Consider the following 20,342-nt stretch of genomic DNA (forward strand, 5'->3'; position numbering starts at 1 on the left):
CCCTGCTCAGACCACCACCAGCTGGTGGTTGGCGAGCAGCGTCGCCAGGTCGGTGTTCACGCCGTTGAGCGCCAGCAGCGGCGTCATGGCCTGCGCGCTGCCCGCGCCGTCGCGGTCGATGCTCAGCACGGTGTTGCCGTCCGTGTGCGTCACCTGCAGGTAGTTGGCGAGCGGGTCGCCGGTGTGGGCCGCGTAGCCGGTCAGCAGCGACGAGAGGTCGATGCGGTCGGCGCCGGGCGTGCTCTCGAAAGCGCCGACCTGGAAGTGGTTCAGTTCGCTGAAGGCGTTGCCGCCGGTGTCGCTGGCCGCGACCAGCAGCTTGAACATCAGCGTCTCGTGGCCGTTGCCGGCCGCGGGCTCGGCCGTGGTCGCCGCCGGTTCGCTCGAGGCTGCGGGGTCCGCCACCGTGGTGTCGACCGCGGCCAGCGACGCCTTCTGCGCCACGGCGTCGTCCGCCGCGGGCGCCTCGATGCTCGCGAGCGACTGGATGCCGGTGCTGCTCGTGCCACCCACCAGCAATTGCCCGTTCGCCAGCAGCGTCTCCAGCGACACCGTCACGCCGGTCAGCGTGATCATCGGCGCGCCGAAGCTGCCGGTGCCGCCCGTGTCGATGGCAATGAAGGTGTTGCCGCCCGCGTTGGTCACGTGGATGTAGTTCAGCAGCGCGGCCGACGAGGCGTCCAGCACGTAGCTGCCGCTGGCCGCGTCGCGGTACACGTGCGCGGTGCCGGTGTAGCCCGCGAGCACGCCGCCCAGGTCGATCAGGTCGGCGTCGGTGCTGGCCGCGTTGGCGAAGCTGCCCAGCGTGAAGCCGTTGACCACGTCGCTGCCGTTGCCGCCGGTGGCCTTGTCGGCCGCGTTCACCAGGTTGTAGACCAGCCGGTCGTTGCCGCCGCCCACGCCCAGGAAGTAGGTGTCGTTGCCGCCGCGGCCCTCGAACAGGTTGTCGCCCAGGCTGCCGACGAAGGTGTCGCCCAGCGCGCTGCCGCGCACGCCCTCGACGTTGTTCACCGTGCCCAGGATGCCCCAGCCCGTCACCAGGTTGGTGGTGAGGTCCACGCCCACGCCGCTGCTGGCGTTGCGGAAGTCCACGATGTCCATGCCGCCGGTGGCCGACCAAGTCCGGGTCTCGCCCGGCAGCAGCGGCACGCTCCAGCCGCCGCCGCCGTTGTAGACCACGCTGCCGCCCACCACGCTGGTGACCACGTAGGTGTCGTCGTAGCCGGTGCCGGTCATCACGTTGGGCAGCGCGGTGGTCAGGTCGGAGGTGGTCAGCAGCTGCGCGCTGGTGGCGTCGCCCGGCGTCACGCTCCACTGGTAGGTGGTGGGCGTGCCGTTGTTGTTGGCCAGCAGCTTCACGGTGTAGGTCTGCGTGGGGTCCAGGCCGAACACGTTGACGATGCCCGAGCTGTCGTTGCCCCAGTTGCCCGACTGCGGGTTGAGGATCTGCGTCGACACCAGCGTGCCGGCCGCGTTGTACACCTGCACCGTGTTGCCGTAGTAGACATTGAAGCCCTCGGCGTTGAGGATGCGCAGGTGCAACGAGGTGCCGTCCTTCACCTGGTTGGTGTTGGCGATGATTTGCGTGGCGGTGTTGCCGTTCATGCCCACCAGCAGGTCGACGTCGCCGTCCCAGTCGTAGTCGGCCGCGGCGATGCTGTTGGCCGCGTTGTCGGCCAGGTCGGCGAGCTGGCGCGTGGCCCAGCCGCCGGCGGCCACGTTGCCGCTGTTGGTGTAGAGGTTGGCCACGCCGGTGGCATGGTCGAGCTCGATCGCGTCCATGCGGCCGTCGCCGTTCCAGTCGAGCGCCACCGAGGCGTCGCCGGCCAGCGTGTCGCCGGCCACCGCCACGCCGGTGGTCGACAGCGTGCCCGCGTTGTTCACGTAGACCTTGCTGGCCGCGCCCGCGCGGCTGCTGTTGACGAACAGGTCGAGGTAGCCGTCGCCGTTGAAGTCGGCCCAGGTGAGCGAGACCGCGTCGGTGCTGTTGCCGGTGGCGGCGTTGGTGGCGAACACGTCGTTGATGGCCTGCGCCTCGGTCCAGTTCGCGCCGTTGAGGCTGCTCTTGCCGTTGTTGGTCAGCAAGGTCAGCGTGAAGTCGTTGTTGTTGCCCAGCGTGGTGGTGGTGGTGCTGTGCAGCGCGATGTCCACGCGCCCGTCGTTGTTCAGGTCCACGCCCGAGACCTCGCGCCCGGTCTGCAGGTTCGCGATGCCCGCCGCCGTGAGGCCGATGCCGGTGCTGTTGCCGTAGGGCGTGAACACGCCCAGGCCGTCGTTCTTCAGGAACGAGGCGGAGTCGCCCGCGCCGTCGCCGACGATCGCGTCCAGGAAGCCGTCGCCGTCCATGTCGAGCACCGCCACGCCGCCGTTGGACACGCCGGTCAGCCCGGTGGCCGCCGCGCCGGGCACGTAGCCGAGCGCCGAGCCCGCCCACAGCGGCGTGCTGTTGACGCCGCCGGCGTTGTTGTCGGTGCCGATCACGTCGAGCAGGCCGTCCAGGTTGTAGTCGAAGAACGAATACGCGGTCGACGTGCCGCCCGAGAGCAGCTGCAGCGCGAGGTCGGTGGTGGTGTAGGCGCTTTGCGAGGTGCCGTTGTAGACCGCCTGGTCGCCCACGAAGCTCCAGTTGCCCAGCAGGTTGATCGCCATGGCGCCGCCGATGCCGGTGGTGTTGCTGGTGCCGTGCGCGCCGTTGGCGGCGGCGAGATGGTCGAGCGTGGCCACCACGTCGACCTCGCTGGTGGCGCTCAGGCCGGTGCGGTTGCCCGCGGCGTCCCACACCACGTAGCCCAGGTGGTACGGGCTGGCCGACGCGGCCAGCGCGGCCGATATCGTCCATGCGCCGCCCGCCCCGGCCACGGCCGTGCCCAGCACCACGTCCACGCCCTCGGTGTAGATGCCGTCGTGGTTCACGTCGTTGATCAGCGCCACCGTGGCGCCCGCCTCGACCGTGCCGTCCACCGTGCTGCCGAACACGGCCGTGCCCGCGGCGATGGTCTTGTCGCCGTCGGAGTCGATGGCCGCGGCGTTCACGAAGTCGGGCGCGCTGAGCGACGGCACCGGCGCGGAAAGGTCGACCGTGAAGCTGGTCGTGACCGCGTTGCCGTGCGTGCCGTTGGCGGCGTTCTCGATGCGCACCTGCGCGGCGATGGTGGCGCCGGCGGCGAAGGCCGGCGGCGCGTAGCTCCAGGCGGTGGTGCCGTCGGTGTCCTGCACCGTGATCCAGGTCAGGCCGCCGTCCAGGCTGACGGTGACCACCTCGTCGGCCTGCAGCGGCCGGCCGATGGTGCCGCTCAGCAGCGGCGTGGCGTCGCGCGTGACCAGGTCGGTGTTGAGCGTGTCGCTGCTGTTCGAGAAACCGCCCGCGACCGAGAAGCCGGTGTCGGTGGCCAGCGCGGTGAGCGTGGCCAGCGCGTCCACCGTGAGCGTGAACGGCGTGCCCGCCGTGCTCTCGTTGCCGGCCGCGTCCACGAGGGTGGTGGTGTAGCTGTGCAGGCCGAAGCCCAGCACCGGCGGTGCGTAGGTCCAGCTGGTCTGGCCGGCGGCGAGCACGATGGAACGCACCAGCACGCCGTCCTGGTAGATGCGCAGCGTGTCGCCCGCGGCCACGCCGGCGCTGAGGGTGCCGTTGAGCACCGGCGTGGTGTCGTCGGTGATGGCGCCGCTCAGGAAGTTGCCGACCGCCGCACCCAGGTTGTCGGTGAAGCTGGCAATGGCCGCCACCTGCGTGGGCGCCGTGACGTCGACCACCACCACCTGCGAGTCGACCGGCCCGAGGTTGCCGGCCGCGTCGATCACCCGCACGCGGTAGGTGTAGCTGCCGCCCGCGAGCACGCGCGCATCCGTGAACGACCAGGCCCCGCCGACCACGGCAAGGTCGACCCAGGTGGTGCCGTCGATGCTGATCTGCGCCCGCTCGCCCGCGCCCAGCGTGCCCACCGTGCCGTTGACGGTGAGCGAGGTGTCGCGCGTGAGGAAGTCGGTGAGGCTGCTGCCGGTGTCGTCGCTGATCGAGGCGATGTCGATGGCGGCTGTCGGCGCGGTGACGTCCACCGTGAGCGTGAACGACGCCGAGGCCGCGCTCTCGTTGCCGGCCGCGTCGGCCACCACGGCGGTGTACACGTGGGTGCTGCCGCCGGCCAGCGCGACGGGCGCGAAGCTCCATGCGGTGCCCGCGACGGTGGCGGTGCCGATGAGCGTGGCGCCGTCGTAGATGCGCACCACCTCGCCCGCGCCGAGCGCCGCGCTCAGCGTGCCGTTGAGCACCGGCGTGGTGTCGTCGGTGGGAACGCCGCTGCCGAAGGGGCCGAGGTTGAGGCCCACGTCGTCGGTGTAGCTGACGATGAGCGCGGTCTGCGCCGGCGGCGTGGTGTCCACCGCGAGCGTGAACGGCGCGGAAGGCGCCGATTCGTTGCCCGCCGGGTCGGCCACCACCGCGGTGTAGCTGTGGCTGCTGCCGTTGGCGAGCGCCGGCGGCGCGAAGGTCCACGCGGTGCCGGCGACGGTGGCGGTGCCCACCAGCGTGGCGCCGTCGTAGATGCGCACCACGTCGCCCGCGGACAGGGCCGCGCTCAGCGTGCCGTTGAGCACGGGCGTGGTGTCGTCGGTGCTGGTGCCGCTGCCGAAGGGGCCCTGGTTGGTGCCGGCGTTGTCGGTGTAGGTGGCGATGGCGGCCGTCTGGGCGGGCGCCGTGGTGTCGATGGTGAGCGTGAAGCCGCCCGAGGCCGCGCCCTGGTTGCCGGCCGCGTCGGCCACCACGGCGGTGTAGGTGTGCGTGCTGCCATTGGCCAGCGCGGTGGGCGCGAAGGTCCACGTGCTGCCGGTGACGGTGGCCGTGCCCAGCAGCGTAGCGCCTACGTAGATGCGCACCACGTCGCCCGCGCCCAGCGTTGCGCTCAAGGTGCCGCTGAGCACCGGCGTGGTGTCGTCGGTGACCGTGCCGCTGCCGAACGGGCCCTGGTTGCTGCCCGCGTTGTCGGCGTAGTTGACGATGGCCGGGGTCTGCGCGGGCGGCGTGGTGTCCACCGTGAGCGTGAAGCCGGCCGAGGCCGTGCCTTCGTTGCCGGCCGCGTCGGCCACCACGGCCGTGTAGGTGTGGCTGCTGCCGTTGGCCAGCGTGGGCGTGGCGAAGGTCCACGCGGTGCCCGCGACGGTGGCGGTGCCGACCAGCGTGGCGCCGTCGTAGATGCGCACCACCTCGCCCGCGCCCAGCGCGGCGCCCAGCGTGCCGTTGAGCACCGGCGTGGTGTCGTCGGTGGCGCTGCCGCTGCCGAAGGGGCCCTGGTTGGTGCCCGCGTTGTCGGTGTAGCTGGCGATGGCCGCCGCCTGCACGGGCGGCGTGGTGTCGACCGCGAGCGTGAAGCCCGCCGAGGGCGTGCCTTGGTTGCCCGCGGCGTCGGCCACCACGGCCGTGTAGGTGTGGGTGCTGCCGTCGGCCAGCGTGGGCAACGCGAAGCTCCAGCTGGTGCCGGTGACGGTGGCCGTGCCCAGCAGCGTCGCGCCTTCGTAGATGCGCACCACGTCGGACGCGCCGATGGGCGCGCCGAGCGTGCCGTTGAGCACGGGCGTGGTGTCGTCGGTGCTGGTGCCGCTGCCGAAGGGGCCCTGGTTGGTGCCGGTGTTGTCGGTGTAGCTGGCGATGGCCGCGGCCTGCGCCGGCGGCGTGGTGTCGACGATCAGCGTGAAGCCCGACGATGCCGTGCCCTGGTTGCCCGCGGCATCGGCCACCACCGCCGTGTAGGTGTGGATGCTGCCGTTGGCCAGCGCGGGCGCGGCGAAGCTCCAGGTGGAGCCGGTCACCGTGGCGGTGCCCAGGAAGGTCGCGCCGTCGTAGATGCGCACCACGTCCGTCGCGCCGAGCGCGGCGCTCAGCGTGCCGTTGAGCACCGGCGTGGTGTCGTCGGTGGTGCTGCCGCTGCCGTAGTCGGCCTGGTTGGTGCCGGCGTTGTCGGTGTAGCTCGCGATGGCCGCGGTCTGCATGGGCGGCGTGGTGTCGACCGTGAGCGTGAAGCCCGCCGACGGCGCGCCCTCGTTGCCCGCCGCGTCGGCCACCACCGCGGTGTAGGTGTGCGTGCTGCCGTCGGCGAGCACGGGCGCGGCGAAGGTCCACGTGGTGCCGGCAACGGTCGCGGTGCCCACCAGCGTGGCGCCCTCGTAGATGCGAACCACATCGCCCGCGCCCAGCGCCACGCTCAGCGTGCCGTTGAGCACCGGCGTGGTGTCGTCGGTGGGGGTGCCGCTGCCGTAGTCGGCCTGGTTGGTGCCGGCGTTGTCGGTGTAGCTGGCGATGCCGGCCGTCTGCGCCGGTGCCGTGGCGTCGATGGTGAGCGTGAGGCCCGCCGACGGCGTGCCCTCGTTGCCCGCGGCGTCGGCCACCACGGCCGTGTAGGTGTGGGTGCTGCCGTCGGCCAGCGTAGGCGTCGCGAAGCTCCACGCGGTGCCGTTCACCGTGGCCGTGCCGACCAGCGTGGCGCCTTCGTAGATGCGCACCACGTCGCCCGCGCCCAGCGCCGCGCTCAGCGTGCCGTTGAGCACCGGCGTGGTGTCGTCGGTCGGCGTGCCCGATGGGAACGGTCCCTGCTGCGTGCCGGTGTCGTCGGTGTAGCCCGTGAGCGCGGCGGCCTGCGTGGGTGCGGTGGTGTCCACGCTCAGCGTGAAAGGCGGCGACGCGGTGCCCTGGTTGCCCGCGGCATCGGCCACCACGGCCGTGTAGCTGTGCGTGCTGCCGTTGGCGAGCGCGGAAGGCGCGAAGGTCCACGCGGTGCCGTTGACCGTGGCGGTGCCCACCAGCGTCGCGCCGTCGTAGATGCGCAGCACCTCGCCGGCACCGAGCGCGGCGCTCAGCGTGCCGTTGAGCACCGGCGTGGTGTCGTCGGTCGGCGTGCCCGAAGGGAAGGGGCCCGCGTTGGTGCCGGCGTCGTCGGTGTAGCTGGTGAAGCTCGCGGTCTGCACCGGCGCGGCGGTGTCGATGGTGAGCGTGAACGGCGCGGAGGCCGTGCCTTCGTTGCCTGCCGCATCGGCCACCACGGCGGTGTAGCTGTGCGTGCTGCCGTCGGCGAGCACGGGCGGCGTGAAGGTCCACGCGGTGCCGGCAACGGTGGCGGTGCCTACGAGCGTGGCGCCGTCGTAGATGCGCACCACGTCGCCCGCGCCCAGCGCCGCGCTCAGCGTGCCGTTGAGCACCGGCGTGGTGTCGTCGGTGGGGGTGCCGCTGCCGTAGTCGGCCTGGTCGGTGCCGGCGTTGTCGGTGTAGCTGGCGATGCCGGCCGTCTGCGCCGGGGCCGTGGTGTCGATGGTGAGCGTGAGCCCCGCCGACGGCGTGCCCTCGTTGCCCGCCGCATCGGCCACCACCGCCGTGTAGGTGTGGCTGCTGCCGCCGGCCAGCGGCGGGGTCGCGAAGCTCCAGCTGGTGCCGCTCACGGTGGCGGTGCCCAGCAGCGTGGCGCCTTCGTAGATGCGCACCACGTCGCCCGCGGCGAGCGGCCCGCTCAGCGTGCCGTTGAGCACCGGCGTGGTGTCGTCGGTCGGCGTGCCCGCGGGGAAGGGGCCCACGTTGGTGCCGGCGTCGTCGGTGTAGCCGGTGAGGCTCGCGGTGAGCGCCGGCGCGCTGGTGTCGGCGGTGAGCGTGAAGGCCGGCGACGGTGTGCCCTCGTTGCCGGCCGCGTCGGTCAGCACGGCCGTGTAGCTGTGGCTGCTGCCGTCGGCCAGCGCGGGCAGCGCGAAGCTCCAGCCGGTGCCGCTGACCGTGGCGGTGCCGAGCAGCACGGCGCCGTCGTAGATGCGCAGCACGTCGCCCGCGCCGGGCGGCGCGCTCAGCGTGCCGTTGAGCACGGGCGCGGTGTCGTCGGTGCTGGTGCCGCTGCCGAACGGGCCCTGGTTGGTGCCGGTGTCGTCGGTGTAGCTCTGGATGGTCGCGGTCTGCACCGGCGCGGTGGTGCTCACCGACAGCGTGAAGTCCGCCGAGGCCGGGCCCTCGTTGCCCGCGGCGTCGGCCACCACGGCTGTGTAGGTGTGCGTGCTGCCGTTGACGAGCCCCGGCGCGGCAAAGCTCCACGCGGTGCCCGAGACGGTGGCGGTGCCCAGCAGCGTGCCGTTCTCGTAGATGCGCACCACGTCGCCCGCGGCCAGCGCCGCGCTCAGCGTGCCGTTGAGCACCGGCGAGGTGTCGTCGGTGGTGGTGCCGCTGGCGAAATCGCCGCGGTCGGTGCCGGCGTTGTCGGTGTAGGTGGCGATGGCCGCCGTCTGCGCGGGCGGCGTGGTGTCGATGGTGAGCACAAGGGCGGCCGAAGGCGCGCTCTGGTTGCCGGCCGCGTCGGCCACCACGGCCGTGTAGCTGTGCGTGCTGCCGTTGGCCAGCGCGGTGGGCGCGAAGGTCCAGGTGCTGCCGGTGACCGTGGCCGTGCCCAGCAGCGTGGCGCCGTCGTAGATGCGCACCACGTCCGTCGCGCCGAGCGGCGCGCTCAGCGTGCCGCCGAGCACCGGCGTGGTGTCGTCTGTGCTGCCGCTGCCGAAGGGGCCCTGGTTGCTGCCCACGTCGTCGGTGTAGGTCGAGATGGCGGCGGTCTGCGTGGGCGGCGTGGTGTCGACCGTGAGCGTGAAGCCCGCGGAGCGCGTGCCCTCGTTGCCCGCGGCGTCGGCCACCACGGCCGTGTAGGTGTGGGTGCTGCCGTCGGCCAGCGCGGGTGGCGCGAAGCTCCAGGCGGTGCCGTTGACCGTGGCCGTGCCCACCAGCGTCGTGCCTTCATAGATGCGCACCACGTCGCCCGTGCCGAGCGTTGCGCTCAGCGTGCCGTTGAGCACGGGCGTGGTGTCGTCGGTCGGCGTGCCCGCGGGGAAGGGACCCACGTCGGTGCCGGCGTCGTCGGTGTAGCCCGTGAGCGCGGCGGTCTGCGCCGGTGCGCTGGTGTCGACCGTGAGCGTGAAGACCGCGGAGGGCGCGCCCTCGTTGCCGGCCGCATCGGCGACGACCGCCGTATAGGTGTGGGTGGTGCCGTCGGCGAGCGCGGGTGGCGCGAAGGTCCAGGCCGTGCCGTTGACCGTGGCGGTGCCGACCAGCGTGGCGCCGTCGTAGATGCGCACCACGTCGCCCGCGCCCAGCGCCGCGCTCAGCGTGCCGTTGAGCACCGGCGTGGTGTCGTCCGTCGGCGTGCCCGCGGGGAAAGGGCCCTGCTGCGTGCCGATATCGTCGGTGTAGCCCGTGAGCGTGGCGGTCTGCGTGGGCGCGGTGGTGTCCACGGCGAGCGTGAACGGCGGCGACGCCGTGCCTTCGTTGCCCGCGGCATCGGCCACCACGGCCGTGTAGCTGTGCGTGCTGCCGTCGGCCAGCGCGGGCGGCGTGAAGGTCCAGGCGGTGCCCGTGACCGTGGCGGTGCCCACCAGCGTGGCGCCGTCGTAGATGCGCACCACCTCGCCCGTGCCGAGCGTTGCGCTCAGCGCGCCGTTGAGCGCGGGCGTGGTGTCGTCGGTCGGCGTGCCCGCGGGGAAGGGGCCCACGTTGGTGCCGGCGTCGTCGGTGTAGCCGGTGAACGCCGCGGTCTGCACCGGCGCGGTGGTGTCCACCGTGAGCGTGCAGCCCGCCGACGGCGTGCCCTCGTTGCCCGCCGCATCGGCCACCACCGCCGTGTAGGTGTGGCTGCTGCCGCCGGCCAGCGCGGGCGGCGCGAAGGTCCAGGCGGTGCCGGTCACCGTGGCGGTGCCCACCAGCGTGGCGCCGTCGTAGATGCGCACCACCTCGCCGGCGCCGAGCGCCGCGCTCAGGCTGCCGTTGAGCACCGGCGTGGTGTCGTCGGTCGGCGTGCCCGCGGGGAAGTTGCCGTTCTGCTGCGTGCCCACGTCGTCGGCGAAGCCCAGCAGCGCCGCCGTCTGCGTGGGCGCGGCGTTGTCGAGCGTCACGGTGCGGGTGTCGACCGCGGTGTTGAGCGCCGTGTCCTGCACCTCCACGCGGACGGTGACGGGGCCGTTGACCAGGCCGCTGATGTCGGCCGCGGTGGCCGTCCAGGCGTTGCCCGCCACCACCGCGGTGGCGGTGACGCTGTGGGTGCCGTCGCTGAAGGTGACGGTGACGACCTGCCCGTTCTCGATGTTCGCCGTGGTGCCGCCGACCACCAGCGCGCCGTCTTCCGCCGCGTTGACCAGGCCGTCGCCCGCGATGGGCGAGCCGATGGTGACCACCGGCGTGGCCACGCTCACGCCGTAGGCCTGGCTGGCCGTGCCGCTGGCGGTGTTGCCGGCCGCGTCGGTGGCGGCCACGCTGGCGGCCACGGCGTGGTCCGCGTCGGCCACCAGGTCGCTGCCGGCCACGTCGATGTGCCAGTTGCCACCGGCGTCGACCGTGGCGCTGTAGCTCACGCCGTTGACCACCAGCGTGACCACGTTGCCGGCCTGCGTGCCGGTGCTGCCGCCCGTGACGGCCACGGTGCCGCCGGCCTCGGCCGCATTGACGATGTTGTCGGAGGTGATGCTGGCGACCGTGAGGCCCGGCGTGGCCAGCACGGTGTCGACCACCGCGCTGGCGCCGACGGGCGGCGCCGAGACGTTGCCGGCCGCGTCGCGGCTGGTCGCGCTCACGGTGAGCGTGGCGCCTTCGGGCGGGTTGGCGAAGCTGAAGTCGACGAAGCCGTTGGCCAGGTCGGCCGCGCCGAGCGTCACGCTCGAGGTGGTGGTGCCGTCGGTGGCCTCGACCGTGTCGCCCACCGCCGCGCCGGACACCAGCGAGACCCGCACGGTCACGCCGGCGCTCAGCTCCGCGGCGTTGATGAAGCCGTCGCCGTTGGCGTCGCTGACGATGCTCACGCCGATGGCCGGCGCCGCGCTGTCGACAGTGGCGGTGGCCTCGGGGCTGGTGTTGCCGGCCGCGTCGGTGGCCGTGACGTGCAGCACCGTGCCGTTGGCCGGCGTGCTCGCGGGCGTGAGGCTGTAGGTGCCGTTGCCCAGCGCCGTGACGCTGCCGATGACCGTGCCAGCGCCGTCGGTGATGGTGACCAGCGAACCCGCTTCGGCGCTGCCGGTGATCGGGCTGCCGTCGGTCGGCGCGATGGTGGGCGCGGCGGGCGGCGCGCTGTCGACCGCGCCGGTGACCTCGGCGCTGGTGTTGCCGGCCGCGTCGGCGGCGGTGGCGTGCAGCACGGTGCCGTTGGGCGGCGTGGTGGCGGGCGTGATGCTGTAGGTGCCGTCGCCCAGCGCGGTGGCGCTGCCGATGACCGTGCCCGCGCCGTCCTTCACGATGACCACCGAACCCGGCTCGGCCATGCCGGTGATCGGGCTGCCGTCGGTCGCGTTCAGCGTCGGCACGTTGGGCGGCACGCTGTCGACCGTGGTGGTCGCCTCGGGCCCGGTGTTGCCGGCCGCGTCGGTGGCCGTGACGTGCAGCACGGTGCCGTTGGGCGGCGTGCCGGCGGGCGTGATGCTGTAGGTGCCGTCGCCCAGTGCGGTGGCGCTGCCGATGACCGTGCCCGCGCCGTCCTTCACCACCACCAGCGCGCCCGCCTCGGCCGTGCCGGTGATCGGGCTGCCGTCGGTCGCATTCACCGTGGGTGCAATGGGTGGCGCGCTGTCGACCGTGGCGGTGGCCTGCCCGCTGGTGTTGCCGGCCGCATCGGTTGCGGTGGCGTGCAGCACGGTGCCGTTCGGCGGCGTCGTGGCGGGCACGATGCTGTAGCTGCCGTCGCCCAGCACGGTGGCGCTGCCGATGACGGTGCCCGCGCCGTCTTTCACGATGACCACCGAACCCGCTTCGGCCGTGCCGGTGATCGGGCTGCCGTCCGTCGCGGCGATGGTGGGCGTGGGCGGCGCCACGCTGTCGACCGTGCCGGTGGCTTCGGCGCTGGTGTTGCCGGCCGCGTCGGCCGCGGTGACGTGCAGCACGGTGCCGTTGGGCGGCGTGGTGGCCGGCGTGATGCTGTACGTGCCGTCGCCCAGCGCCGTGGCGCTGCCGATGACGGTGCCCGCGCCGTCCTTCACGACCACCAGCGAACCCGCTTCGGCGGTGCCGGTGATGGGGCTGCCGTCGGTCGGCAGCACGGTCGGCGCATTGGGCGGCACGCTGTCGACCGCGCCGGTGGCCTCGGCGCTGGTGTTGCCGGCCGCGTCGGTCGCGGTGGCGCGCAGCACCGTGCCGTTCGGCGGCGTGGTGGCCGGCGTGATGCTGTAGGTGCCGTCGCCCAGCGCGGTGGCGCTGCCGATGACTGTGCCCGCGCCGTCCTTCACGACTACCAGCGCGCCCGCCTCGGCCGTGCCGGTGATCGGGCTGCCATCGGTCGCATTGAGCGTGGGTGCGGGAGGCGGCGCGCTGTCGACCGTGGCGGTGGCCTGCGCGCTGGTGTTGCCGGCGGCGTCGGTCGCGGTGGCGTGCAGCACGGTGCCGTTCGGCGGTGTCGTGGCGGGCGTGATGCTGTAGGTGCCGTCGCCCAGCACGGTGGCACTGCCGATGACGGTGCCGCCGGCGTCCCTGATGGTGACGACGGCGCCCGCTTCGGCCGTGCCGGTGATCGGGCTGCCGTCGGTCGCGGCGATGGTGGGCGTGGGCGGCGCCGCGCTGTCGACCGTGCCGGTGGCTTCGGCGCTGGTGTTGCCGGCCGCGTCGCTGGCCGTGACGTGCAGCACCGTGCCGTTCGGCGGCGTGGTGGCGGGCGTGATGCTGTAGGTGCCGTTGCCCAGCGCGGCGGCGCTGCCGATGACCGTGCCCGCGCCGTCCTTCACGACCACCAGCGAACCCGCTTCGGCGGTGCCCGTGATCGGGCTGCCGTCGGTCGGCAGCACGGTCGGCGCGTTGGGCGGCACGCTGTCCACGGTCACGGTGGCGGGCGGGCTCTGCTGGCCGCCCGCGTCGGTCGCGACCACGCTGAGCACCGTGCCGTTGGGCGGCGTGCTGGCGGGCGTGACGCTGTAGCTGCCGTCGGACGCCACCGTGGCGCTGCCGATCACGTGGCCGGCGCCGTCGGTCACCGTGACCACCGCGCCGGGCTCGGCCGTGCCGGTGATGGGGCTGCCGTCGGTCGCGTCGACCGTGGGCGTGGGCGACGTGGCCTCGATGGTGGCCGAGGCCTGCGCGCTGGTGTTGCCGGCCGCGTCGCGCGCCACCGCGCGGATGGACGTGCCCGCCGCCAGCGGCGTGGCGGGCGTGAAGCTGAAGCTGCCGTCCGCCCCCGCCGTGACGCTGCCGATGACCTCGCCCGCCGCCGTGCTCAGCGTGACCACCGAGCCCGCCTCCGCGAGGCCCGTGATCGGGCTGCCGTCGGTCGGATTGAGCACGGGCGCGGCCGGCGCGGCGCTGTCGACCGTCACCGTGGCCGGCGGGCTCGCGTTGCCGGCCGGGTCGGTGGCCACCACCTGGAGCACCGCGCCGTTGGGCGGCGTCGTGGAAAGGGTGACGGTGTAGCTGCCGTCGGGCGCGGCCGTCGTGCTGCCGAGCACATGGCCGGCGGCGTCGACGACGCTGACCAGCGCACCGGGCTCGGCGGTGCCGGTGACGGCGGTGCCGTTGCTCGGGCGGCTGGTGGGCCGCTCGGGCGGGGTGGTGTCGCCGGGCATGCCGGGTGCGGGTGGAGGTGCGGGTGGTGGTGCGGGCGGCGGTGCGGCAGGCGGAAACGGCGCGATGCCGGGGTCGTCGCCCCCGCCGCCGCCGTTCGCAACGGCCGCACCGGCCAGCAGGCCGCCGCCGATCACCCAGGGCAGCGCGCCGCCCCATCCCGCGCCGGCCGAGGCATGCAGCATCAGCGGCTCGACCGAATCGATGCCCGTGTAGCCGACCGCGAGTTCGCCCTGCCCTTCGCTCAGGCCGGCCAGCCACTGGCCGCCGCCGCCGTCGGAGAGCACCAGGTCGCTGTGCACCTCGCCGGGCCAGGCGAAGAAGTCGTGCACCGTGACGGTCTCGCCCGCGGTGGTCGTGATGACCAGGTCGTTGCCCACCCTGCGCATGCCCCTGACCGACGCACGCGGCAGGTCGATACGGACAACCGACGCCTCTGTAAGAAAAACCTCGCTCGATGCCGCCAGTTTATTGACCGCACCGCCGCTTTTTCCGATGACTTCCAATGAGACCATTCCGCCTCCGCTGTCAGTTCAATTCGTTATTCAGAGGCTCCCGGAGGCGCCGTTGAAAACATAATTTAACAACGTTGACAGAATTTGCAATGCAACGCTAAGTCTTCGATTTCATGGAAGAAATTGAAACGAGATTCAAAAAGTAATGCTTTTTAAATAGGATTTATCGCAAATACAGACCCTTTTGATTCACATATAGAAACAAAGAATACATGTGGCCGGCCCAACTCAATTAGCGAAATAACCATGGGCAAATACCCTGACCCCCCTGAATTGCCGGAATTCATCTGGCAATTGCCTTGCGCTCAATTCGGGGCGCCGGATGCTCGCCAAGCCGCCACAGCCCCGCTGTAGGCAACTGGCGCCACCCGGTGTCAGACTTCGCCTCATGACAGACATCGCCAGGCCCGCCGAGGCCACGGACAGCGCCTCCAAGCGCATCGCCCTCACGGTGGCCGCGGCCTTCTTCATGGAGACGCTGGACGCCACCGTCATCGTCACGGCGCTGCCGGCCATCGGCGCGGGCTTCGGCATCGGCGCGCTCGACGCCAGCTTGGCCGTCACCGTCTACCTGATCGCGATGGCGGCGCTGGTGCCCGCGGCGGGCTGGTGCGCCGGGCGCTTCGGCGCGCGGCGCGTGTTCGCGCTGGCGGTCGGCACCTTCACGCTGGCCTCGCTGCTGTGCGGGCTGGCGCCCACCTTCGAGGTGCTGGTGGCGGCGCGCGTGCTGCAGGGCGCGGCGGCGGCGTTCATGTCGCCGGTCGGGCGGCTGGTGGTGCTGCGCGAAACGCCCAAGCACCGGCTGATCGAGGCCATCGGCACCATCACCTGGCCCGGCCTCATTGCGCCGGTGCTCGGCCCGCCGCTGGGCGGGCTGATTGCCACGCACGCGTCGTGGCACTGGATCTTCCTGCTCAACGTGCCGCTGGGCCTGGCGGGGCTGTGGCTGATCCTGCGGCTCTTTCCGCGCCGCACCGACGCGGCGCCCACGCGCTTCGACGCCACCGGCTTCGTGCTGACCGCCGTGGCGCTGGCCGCGCTGGTCGAGGGCCTCACGCGGCTGGGCGGCGCGCAGCCGGGCTCGCCCCTCACGCTCGGCCTGCTGGCGGGCGGCGCGCTGGCCGGGGCCGCCGCGGTGCGCCATGCGCGGCGCGCGGCGGCGCCCATGCTCGACCTGCGCGCGCTGGCCGTGCCCACCTATGCGCTGGCCACCGCCACGGCCGGCTTCGTCTCGCGCGTGGCGATCAACGCCTCGCCCTTCCTGCTGCCGCTGATGTTCCAGATCGGCTTCGGCATGACGGCGTTCCAGGCCGGCTCGATGCTGCTGGTGTACATGGGCGGCAACCTCGTGATGAAGAGCGCCACCACCGCGGTGCTGCGGCGCTTCGGCTTTCGCAACGTGCTGGCGGTGAACGGCGCCATCTGCGCCGCCACGCTGTTCGCCTGCGGGCTGCTCGCGCCCGGCGACCCGCTGCCGTGGGTCTGCGTGCTGCTGTTCGTGGCGGGCATGGCGCGCTCGATGAACTACACGGCGATCAACACGCTGGCCTTTGCCGACGTGCCCGACAGCGCGCGCGCCGGCGCGAGCACGCTCGGCACGATGCTCCAGCAGGTGTCGCTCGCGCTCGGCGTGGCACTGGGCGCGATGGTGCTCGGCGCGTCGAAGGCGCTGCGCGGCGCGCCGGCGGTGCAGCTGGTGGACTTTCATCATGCGTGGTACGTGGTGGGCGCGCTCATGACGGCGGCCACGCTGATGTCGCTGCGGCTGGACCGGCATGCGGGCGCGGCGGTGTCGGCCGGGCAGCGCGGCGCGCGTTGAAAATCCACGCCATGGACGCCTCCATCTTTTCCACCCCCAAGACCGACTGCCACTGCCACCTGTTCGACCCCGCGTCGTTCCCGTATGCGCCGGGCGTCTTCTACGAACCCGCGGGCGGCGAGATCGCCACGGCCGCCTGTTTCACCGAGGTGATGGACGCCTACGGCGTGCCGCACGCGCTGCTGGTCGGCCCCAACTCGGGCTACGGCACCGACAACCGCTGCATGCTCGACGCGATCCGCCGCGGCCAGGGCCGCTTCAAGGGCATCGCGGTGGTCGAGAACGACGCATCGCGCGCGCAGCTCGAAGACCTGCGCGCGCAGGGCGTGGTGGGCATCGCCTTCAACATGGCGCTGCTCGGCCTCGCTCACTATGCCGACGCCGACGCGCTGTGGGAGCGCCTGGCCGCGCTCGGCATGTGCGTGCAGGTGCAGGTCGAGGGCAACCAGATGGCGCAGCTCGCGCCGCGCCTGCTCGGCTGCGGCGCGCAGCTGCTGGTCGACCACCACGGCCGGCCCGACGTGTCGCAAGGCCTGGCGAGCCCCGGCTTCCAGGCCTTGCTGGCCATGGCACCGGGCGGGCGCTGCGCGGTCAAGCTGTCGGGCTACGACAAGTTCTCGCGCGAGGCCTTGCCGTACGCCGACGCACAGCCCTTCACCGCCGCGCTGCTGGCCGCGTTCGGCCCCGCCAACTGCCTGTGGGGTTCCGACTGGCCGCATGTGCGCGCGACGCGCCGGCTCGACTACGGCACGCTGCTCAAGGTGTTCGAGCGCAGCGTGCCGCTGGAGGCCGACCGCCGCGGGATCCTCATGGACACGCCGGCGCGGCTGTTCGGTTTCGGCAAGCAGGACTGACACGGCGGCAGCGGGTGCAACCGGCGCAATGCGCCGGCCGCTATGGATGCCGCGCGATCCACTCGTCGATGTACAGGCGCGAGCGCGCGTCGAGCTGCACGATGGTCTCCACCGGGTCCGACATCACGCTGGCCGACACGAGGCGGCAGCGGTGCGCGCCGTTCTCGTGCAGGTCGGCATGGCCGGCCACGCATTCGCCCGCGCGCACCACCGTCAGCCGGACGACGATCGTCCAGCCGCGGTGCGCGAACACGTGCTCCTCGCTTTGGATGGCCATGGGGTCAGGCGCCGGGTACGGCCCCAAGGCCTGCGGCAGCCGCCTGTTCAGTCGGATAGAAAATTAATCAAACGCAGGCAAATCTATCCATAACGCCTGCTTTCCACAACCCTCAGCCCCTGCGCGCGCCACTACCGGAAGCGCTTGGAGAACTCCCGCACCACGCCGATGATCGCGGCCTTGCCCAGCGGCCGAATGGGGTAGCGGGTGTTCAGCGGCTTCAGGTAGAGCTCGCCGCCGTCCTTCACGAGCTGCTTGAACGTGGTCTCGTTGTTCGCGTTCAGCGCAATCACGTAGTCGCCCGGCACGGCCTCCATCTCGGGTTCGACGATGACGATGGCGCCTTCGGGAAACGAGTCGCCGGTCTCGCTCACCATGCTGTCGCCGCTCACGCGCAGGGCGTAGGTGTGGCGCTTCACGGGCACCGTGACGGGCACGGTCTCGAACTGGTTCTTCGGCTTGTAGTTGTCGATGACGGTGTAGTTGCCGGCCACCACTTCGGAGACCAGCGGCACTTCGGCGCGCGCGCCCACGCCCGGGCCGATGTTCGATCCCCCGGACAGCAGCTCGGCCACGGAGATGCCGAGCAGGCGGGCCACATGCGGCTGGTTGGTGCGCTTGGGGGCGGTGCCGCCGGGCTTCTCCCACTGCTGCACCGCACCCCGACTGACCCCGACGGCATCGGCGAACTGCTGCTCGCTCATGCCCAGACGCTGGCGCCCTTCTCGAATCAGTCTATGAATGCTCATAGTTGGCGAGGCTAGGACTTCACGAAGATAGAAAATAAATCTTCGATAGGCATTCTTGCAAGCCTTGCAGGGGTCGCGTTCGTGGTTTTTGTGCCCTCGTGCACCCCGGCGCCTCGGCACAGGTCTATGCTGGCCGTCTTGGTCCACAGGATCCCCCTCGAGAGGCCCGACATGGACACAGACCTCGGCCCGGAATGCAACCCCCTGCTGCCGGCCGGATGGACCTTCGAACTGCGCATGAGCCGCGACGCCGCGGGCGAGTTCAGCGGCGCCGGGCTGCTGCGCCGCCGCGGTCAGAACATGTGCCACCTGACCTTGCCCGGCCTGCGCAAGGACCGCGCTGGGGCACTGAAGGCGGTGAAGCTGCGCGTCGAGTCTTGGCTCGCCGAGTGGCAGTCCCGCTAGCCGGGGCCACCGTGCTGCATGTCCAGCACGCGCTAAGCGTGCTCGATCACGATGACCGCCGTGGTCTCCGGCTCCAGCGCCTCGAACAGGTGGGGCACGTCGCCCGCATAGCTGATGAAGTCGCCGGGGAACAGCTCCACCGGCGCATCGACCGGCCCCACCCTCGCGCGGCCCGTGGCCAGCACCAGGTGCTCGGTGGTGCCCGGCATGTGCGGCTTGGAGACGCGCGGCTTGCCGGGCTGCACGCGCAGGCGGTAGATGTCGCGCCGCGCATGCGCCGGTGAGGCGGCCAGCAGCGTGGCCACGTAGTTGCCGCGCTCGGCGCGCGTGCTCGGGCCCTCGCCCGCACGGATCACGCCCACGCGCGCACGCGGCGCCTCGATCAGCCGGCTCACCGGCACGTCGAGCGCCGCCGCCAGTGCCCACAGCGTTTCCACGCTCGGGTTGCCGACACCGGCCTCGAGCTGCGACAGCGTCGACTTGGCCACGCCCGCCGACTTGGCGAGTTCCGACAGCGACAGCCCCGCGCGCTCGCGTTCACGCTTGATCGACGCCGCCATGGCGCCGAGCGGATCGGCCGCGGGTCTGCTTTCGAAGGTGGTGGACAGGTCCATGGGGTGTTCGCTTTGATGCGCGTTCGTTCGGCTTGACGAACGATTCTAGGGCGTTCACCATACCGGTCGATCGTTCGTTTTGCCGTTCGTTCTTCCGTTTCCACTTTTCCCAGGAGTCCTGTCATGTCACTGCACATCGGCGTGGTCGGTTGCTCGGCCGAGGGCGCCGCGCTCTGCTACCGCACGCTTTGCGTGGAAGGCGCCGCGCACATGGGCGCGCCGCACGCGCACCCCGAGGTCTCGATGCACACGCACTCGCTCGCCACCTACGTCGAGCTGCTCGACCGCGGCGACATGCAAGGCGTGGCGCAGCTGATGCTGTCGTCGGCCGGCAAGCTGGCCGCGGCGGGCGCGGACTTCCTGGTGTGCCCCGACAACACGATCCACCAGGCCATGCACCTGGTGCGGCCGCACTCGCCGCTGCCGTGGCTGCACATCGCGGAGGTGGTGGCGGCCGAGGCGGCCGCGCGCGGTTTCAGTCGCGTGGGCGTGCTGGGCACGCACTGGCTGGTGGGCAGCGAGGTCTATCCGCAGGCGCTGGCCGCGGCGGGCCTGGCCGCCGTGAAGCCCGAGGCGCCCGAGCGCGCCGAGCTCGGCCGCATCATCATGGACGAGCTGGTGCGCGGCGTGTTCCGCGCGGCGTCGACCGCGGTGCTCCAGCAGATGATCGAAGGCCTGAAGGCGCGCGGCTGCGACGCCGTGGTGCTGGGCTGCACCGAACTGCCGCTGGTGCTGGACGACGGCAACTCGGCCCTGCCCACGCTCGACTCGACGCGCCTGCTGGCGCGCGCCGCCTTGCGCCGCGCAACCGCCCCGGGTTTGTCCTGAGGCTGGCGGCGGGCCGGGCGCGTCGCTTTCTGTTGCAGCCGCGCCCGTGGCGCGCGTATGCTGCTTCGACCGAACCAGGGACTGTGAGATCGGGACGCTGATGCAAGGAAACCTGGATGACCTACGAAGCGATACGCGACCAGTTCAACGTGCCCGCCCGTCGCGGCGCGCGGGTGCTGGTCAACGGGCAACCGGGCGCGGTGACCTCGGTGCGGGGCTTCGTGCTTCGCGTGAAGCTCGACGGCGGCACCTACTCCCGGCCGTTCCACCCCAGCGAACTGCAGTGGGTGCTTGACGCCGCCGAGGAGCGGCAGGAGCCCGACATCGAAACCGCCTCGCCCCGCCTGCCGCACCAGGGCGACTTCCACGAGGGCGCGCCGTCGCCGCTGCCCTCGCCCTGGCACCGCCCGCGCAGCAGGCCGCCGGCCTGCCGCTGAAGACTCAGCGCACGCCGGCGATCAGCCGCGCCTCGCTGCACAGCCGCGCGCCGAAGTCTTCGCTGCGCGCCTCGAAGCCATAGGCCGCCGCGCGGCGCAGCGCGAACGCCGTCACGTCGCGCAGGTAGGTGCGCCCCGGCTTGCGGCCGGCCGCGGCGCGGGCCTCGAAGTCGGCCTGGAAATCGCGCGCCCACTCCTCGTAGAGCTGGTAGCGGCCCTGGTGGTCGACCGGGCAGCCCGCCGCGGCCAGCGCCTGCGCGATGTCGACCAGCGGAACCGTGATGGGAATGTCGCGTAGGTCGCGCATGGCGGGGCCTCG

10 protein-coding genes are annotated in these 20,342 nt (G+C 72.3%); 5 read left to right on the forward strand and 5 right to left on the reverse strand.

All coding sequences use genetic code 11. The annotated features are described in order from the left end of the window. Positions 1-6 precede the first annotated feature (6 nt). Entirely contained in the window at positions 7-14,040 is a 14,034-nt protein-coding gene (locus tag BM013_RS11450; protein WP_218153650.1) for an Ig-like domain-containing protein, read from the reverse strand. A gap of 388 nt (positions 14,041-14,428) precedes the next feature. On the opposite strand from BM013_RS11450, the gene BM013_RS11460 reads away from it, so the two are divergent. Together BM013_RS11460 and BM013_RS11465 are read left to right on the forward strand one after the other, a co-directional pair. Then, on the forward strand, positions 14,429-15,859 hold the full coding sequence (locus BM013_RS11460) for an MFS transporter (RefSeq protein WP_093126671.1): 1,431 nt from the start codon (positions 14,429-14,431) through the stop codon (positions 15,857-15,859). An 11-nt stretch (positions 15,860-15,870) separates the two neighbouring features. Beyond that, a complete protein-coding gene (locus BM013_RS11465; RefSeq protein ID WP_093126674.1) occupies positions 15,871-16,713 on the forward strand; it encodes an amidohydrolase family protein in 843 nt (280 codons plus the stop codon). A gap of 40 nt (positions 16,714-16,753) precedes the next feature. On the opposite strand, the gene BM013_RS11470 is transcribed toward BM013_RS11465, so the two are convergent. Further along, a complete protein-coding gene (locus BM013_RS11470; RefSeq protein ID WP_093126676.1) occupies positions 16,754-16,990 on the reverse strand; it encodes a hypothetical protein in 237 nt (78 codons plus the stop codon). A 131-nt stretch (positions 16,991-17,121) separates the two neighbouring features. Beyond that, positions 17,122-17,739: a LexA family protein gene (locus BM013_RS11475; protein ID WP_143072385.1), complete on the reverse strand. Its 618-nt coding sequence runs from the start codon at positions 17,737-17,739 to the stop codon at positions 17,122-17,124. Positions 17,740-17,910: 171 nt separating this feature from the next. Here BM013_RS11475 and BM013_RS11480 point away from each other — a divergent pair, with 171 nt between their 5' ends. Next, positions 17,911-18,144, forward strand: a complete 234-nt coding sequence (locus BM013_RS11480) for a hypothetical protein (RefSeq protein ID WP_093126680.1) — start codon at positions 17,911-17,913, stop codon at positions 18,142-18,144. A gap of 32 nt (positions 18,145-18,176) precedes the next feature. On the opposite strand, the gene BM013_RS11485 is transcribed toward BM013_RS11480, so the two are convergent. Beyond that, complete coding sequence (locus BM013_RS11485) at positions 18,177-18,758, reverse strand: helix-turn-helix domain-containing protein (protein WP_093126681.1); 582 nt, start codon at positions 18,756-18,758, stop codon at positions 18,177-18,179. A 123-nt stretch (positions 18,759-18,881) separates the two neighbouring features. Between BM013_RS11485 and BM013_RS11490 the strand changes: the two genes are divergently transcribed. After that, positions 18,882-19,586 carry an aspartate/glutamate racemase family protein gene (locus BM013_RS11490; protein ID WP_093126684.1) on the forward strand — a complete coding sequence of 235 codons (705 nt, stop codon included), beginning with the start codon at positions 18,882-18,884 and terminating at the stop codon, positions 19,584-19,586. A gap of 116 nt (positions 19,587-19,702) precedes the next feature. Next, the gene (locus BM013_RS41190; protein ID WP_177206281.1) at positions 19,703-20,023 is read left to right on the forward strand and encodes a polysaccharide deacetylase; all 321 of its coding nucleotides are present in this window, start codon (positions 19,703-19,705) and stop codon (positions 20,021-20,023) included. Positions 20,024-20,027: 4 nt separating this feature from the next. Here the strand turns inward: BM013_RS41190 and BM013_RS11500 are convergent, their stop codons facing one another. Further along, positions 20,028-20,330: a hypothetical protein gene (locus BM013_RS11500; protein WP_093126686.1), complete on the reverse strand. Its 303-nt coding sequence runs from the start codon at positions 20,328-20,330 to the stop codon at positions 20,028-20,030. Positions 20,331-20,342: the final 12 nt, after the last annotated feature.

The organism is Variovorax sp. OK605 (genome assembly GCF_900115445.1).
In the GTDB taxonomy this organism is placed as follows: Bacteria; Pseudomonadota; Gammaproteobacteria; order Burkholderiales; family Burkholderiaceae_C; genus Variovorax.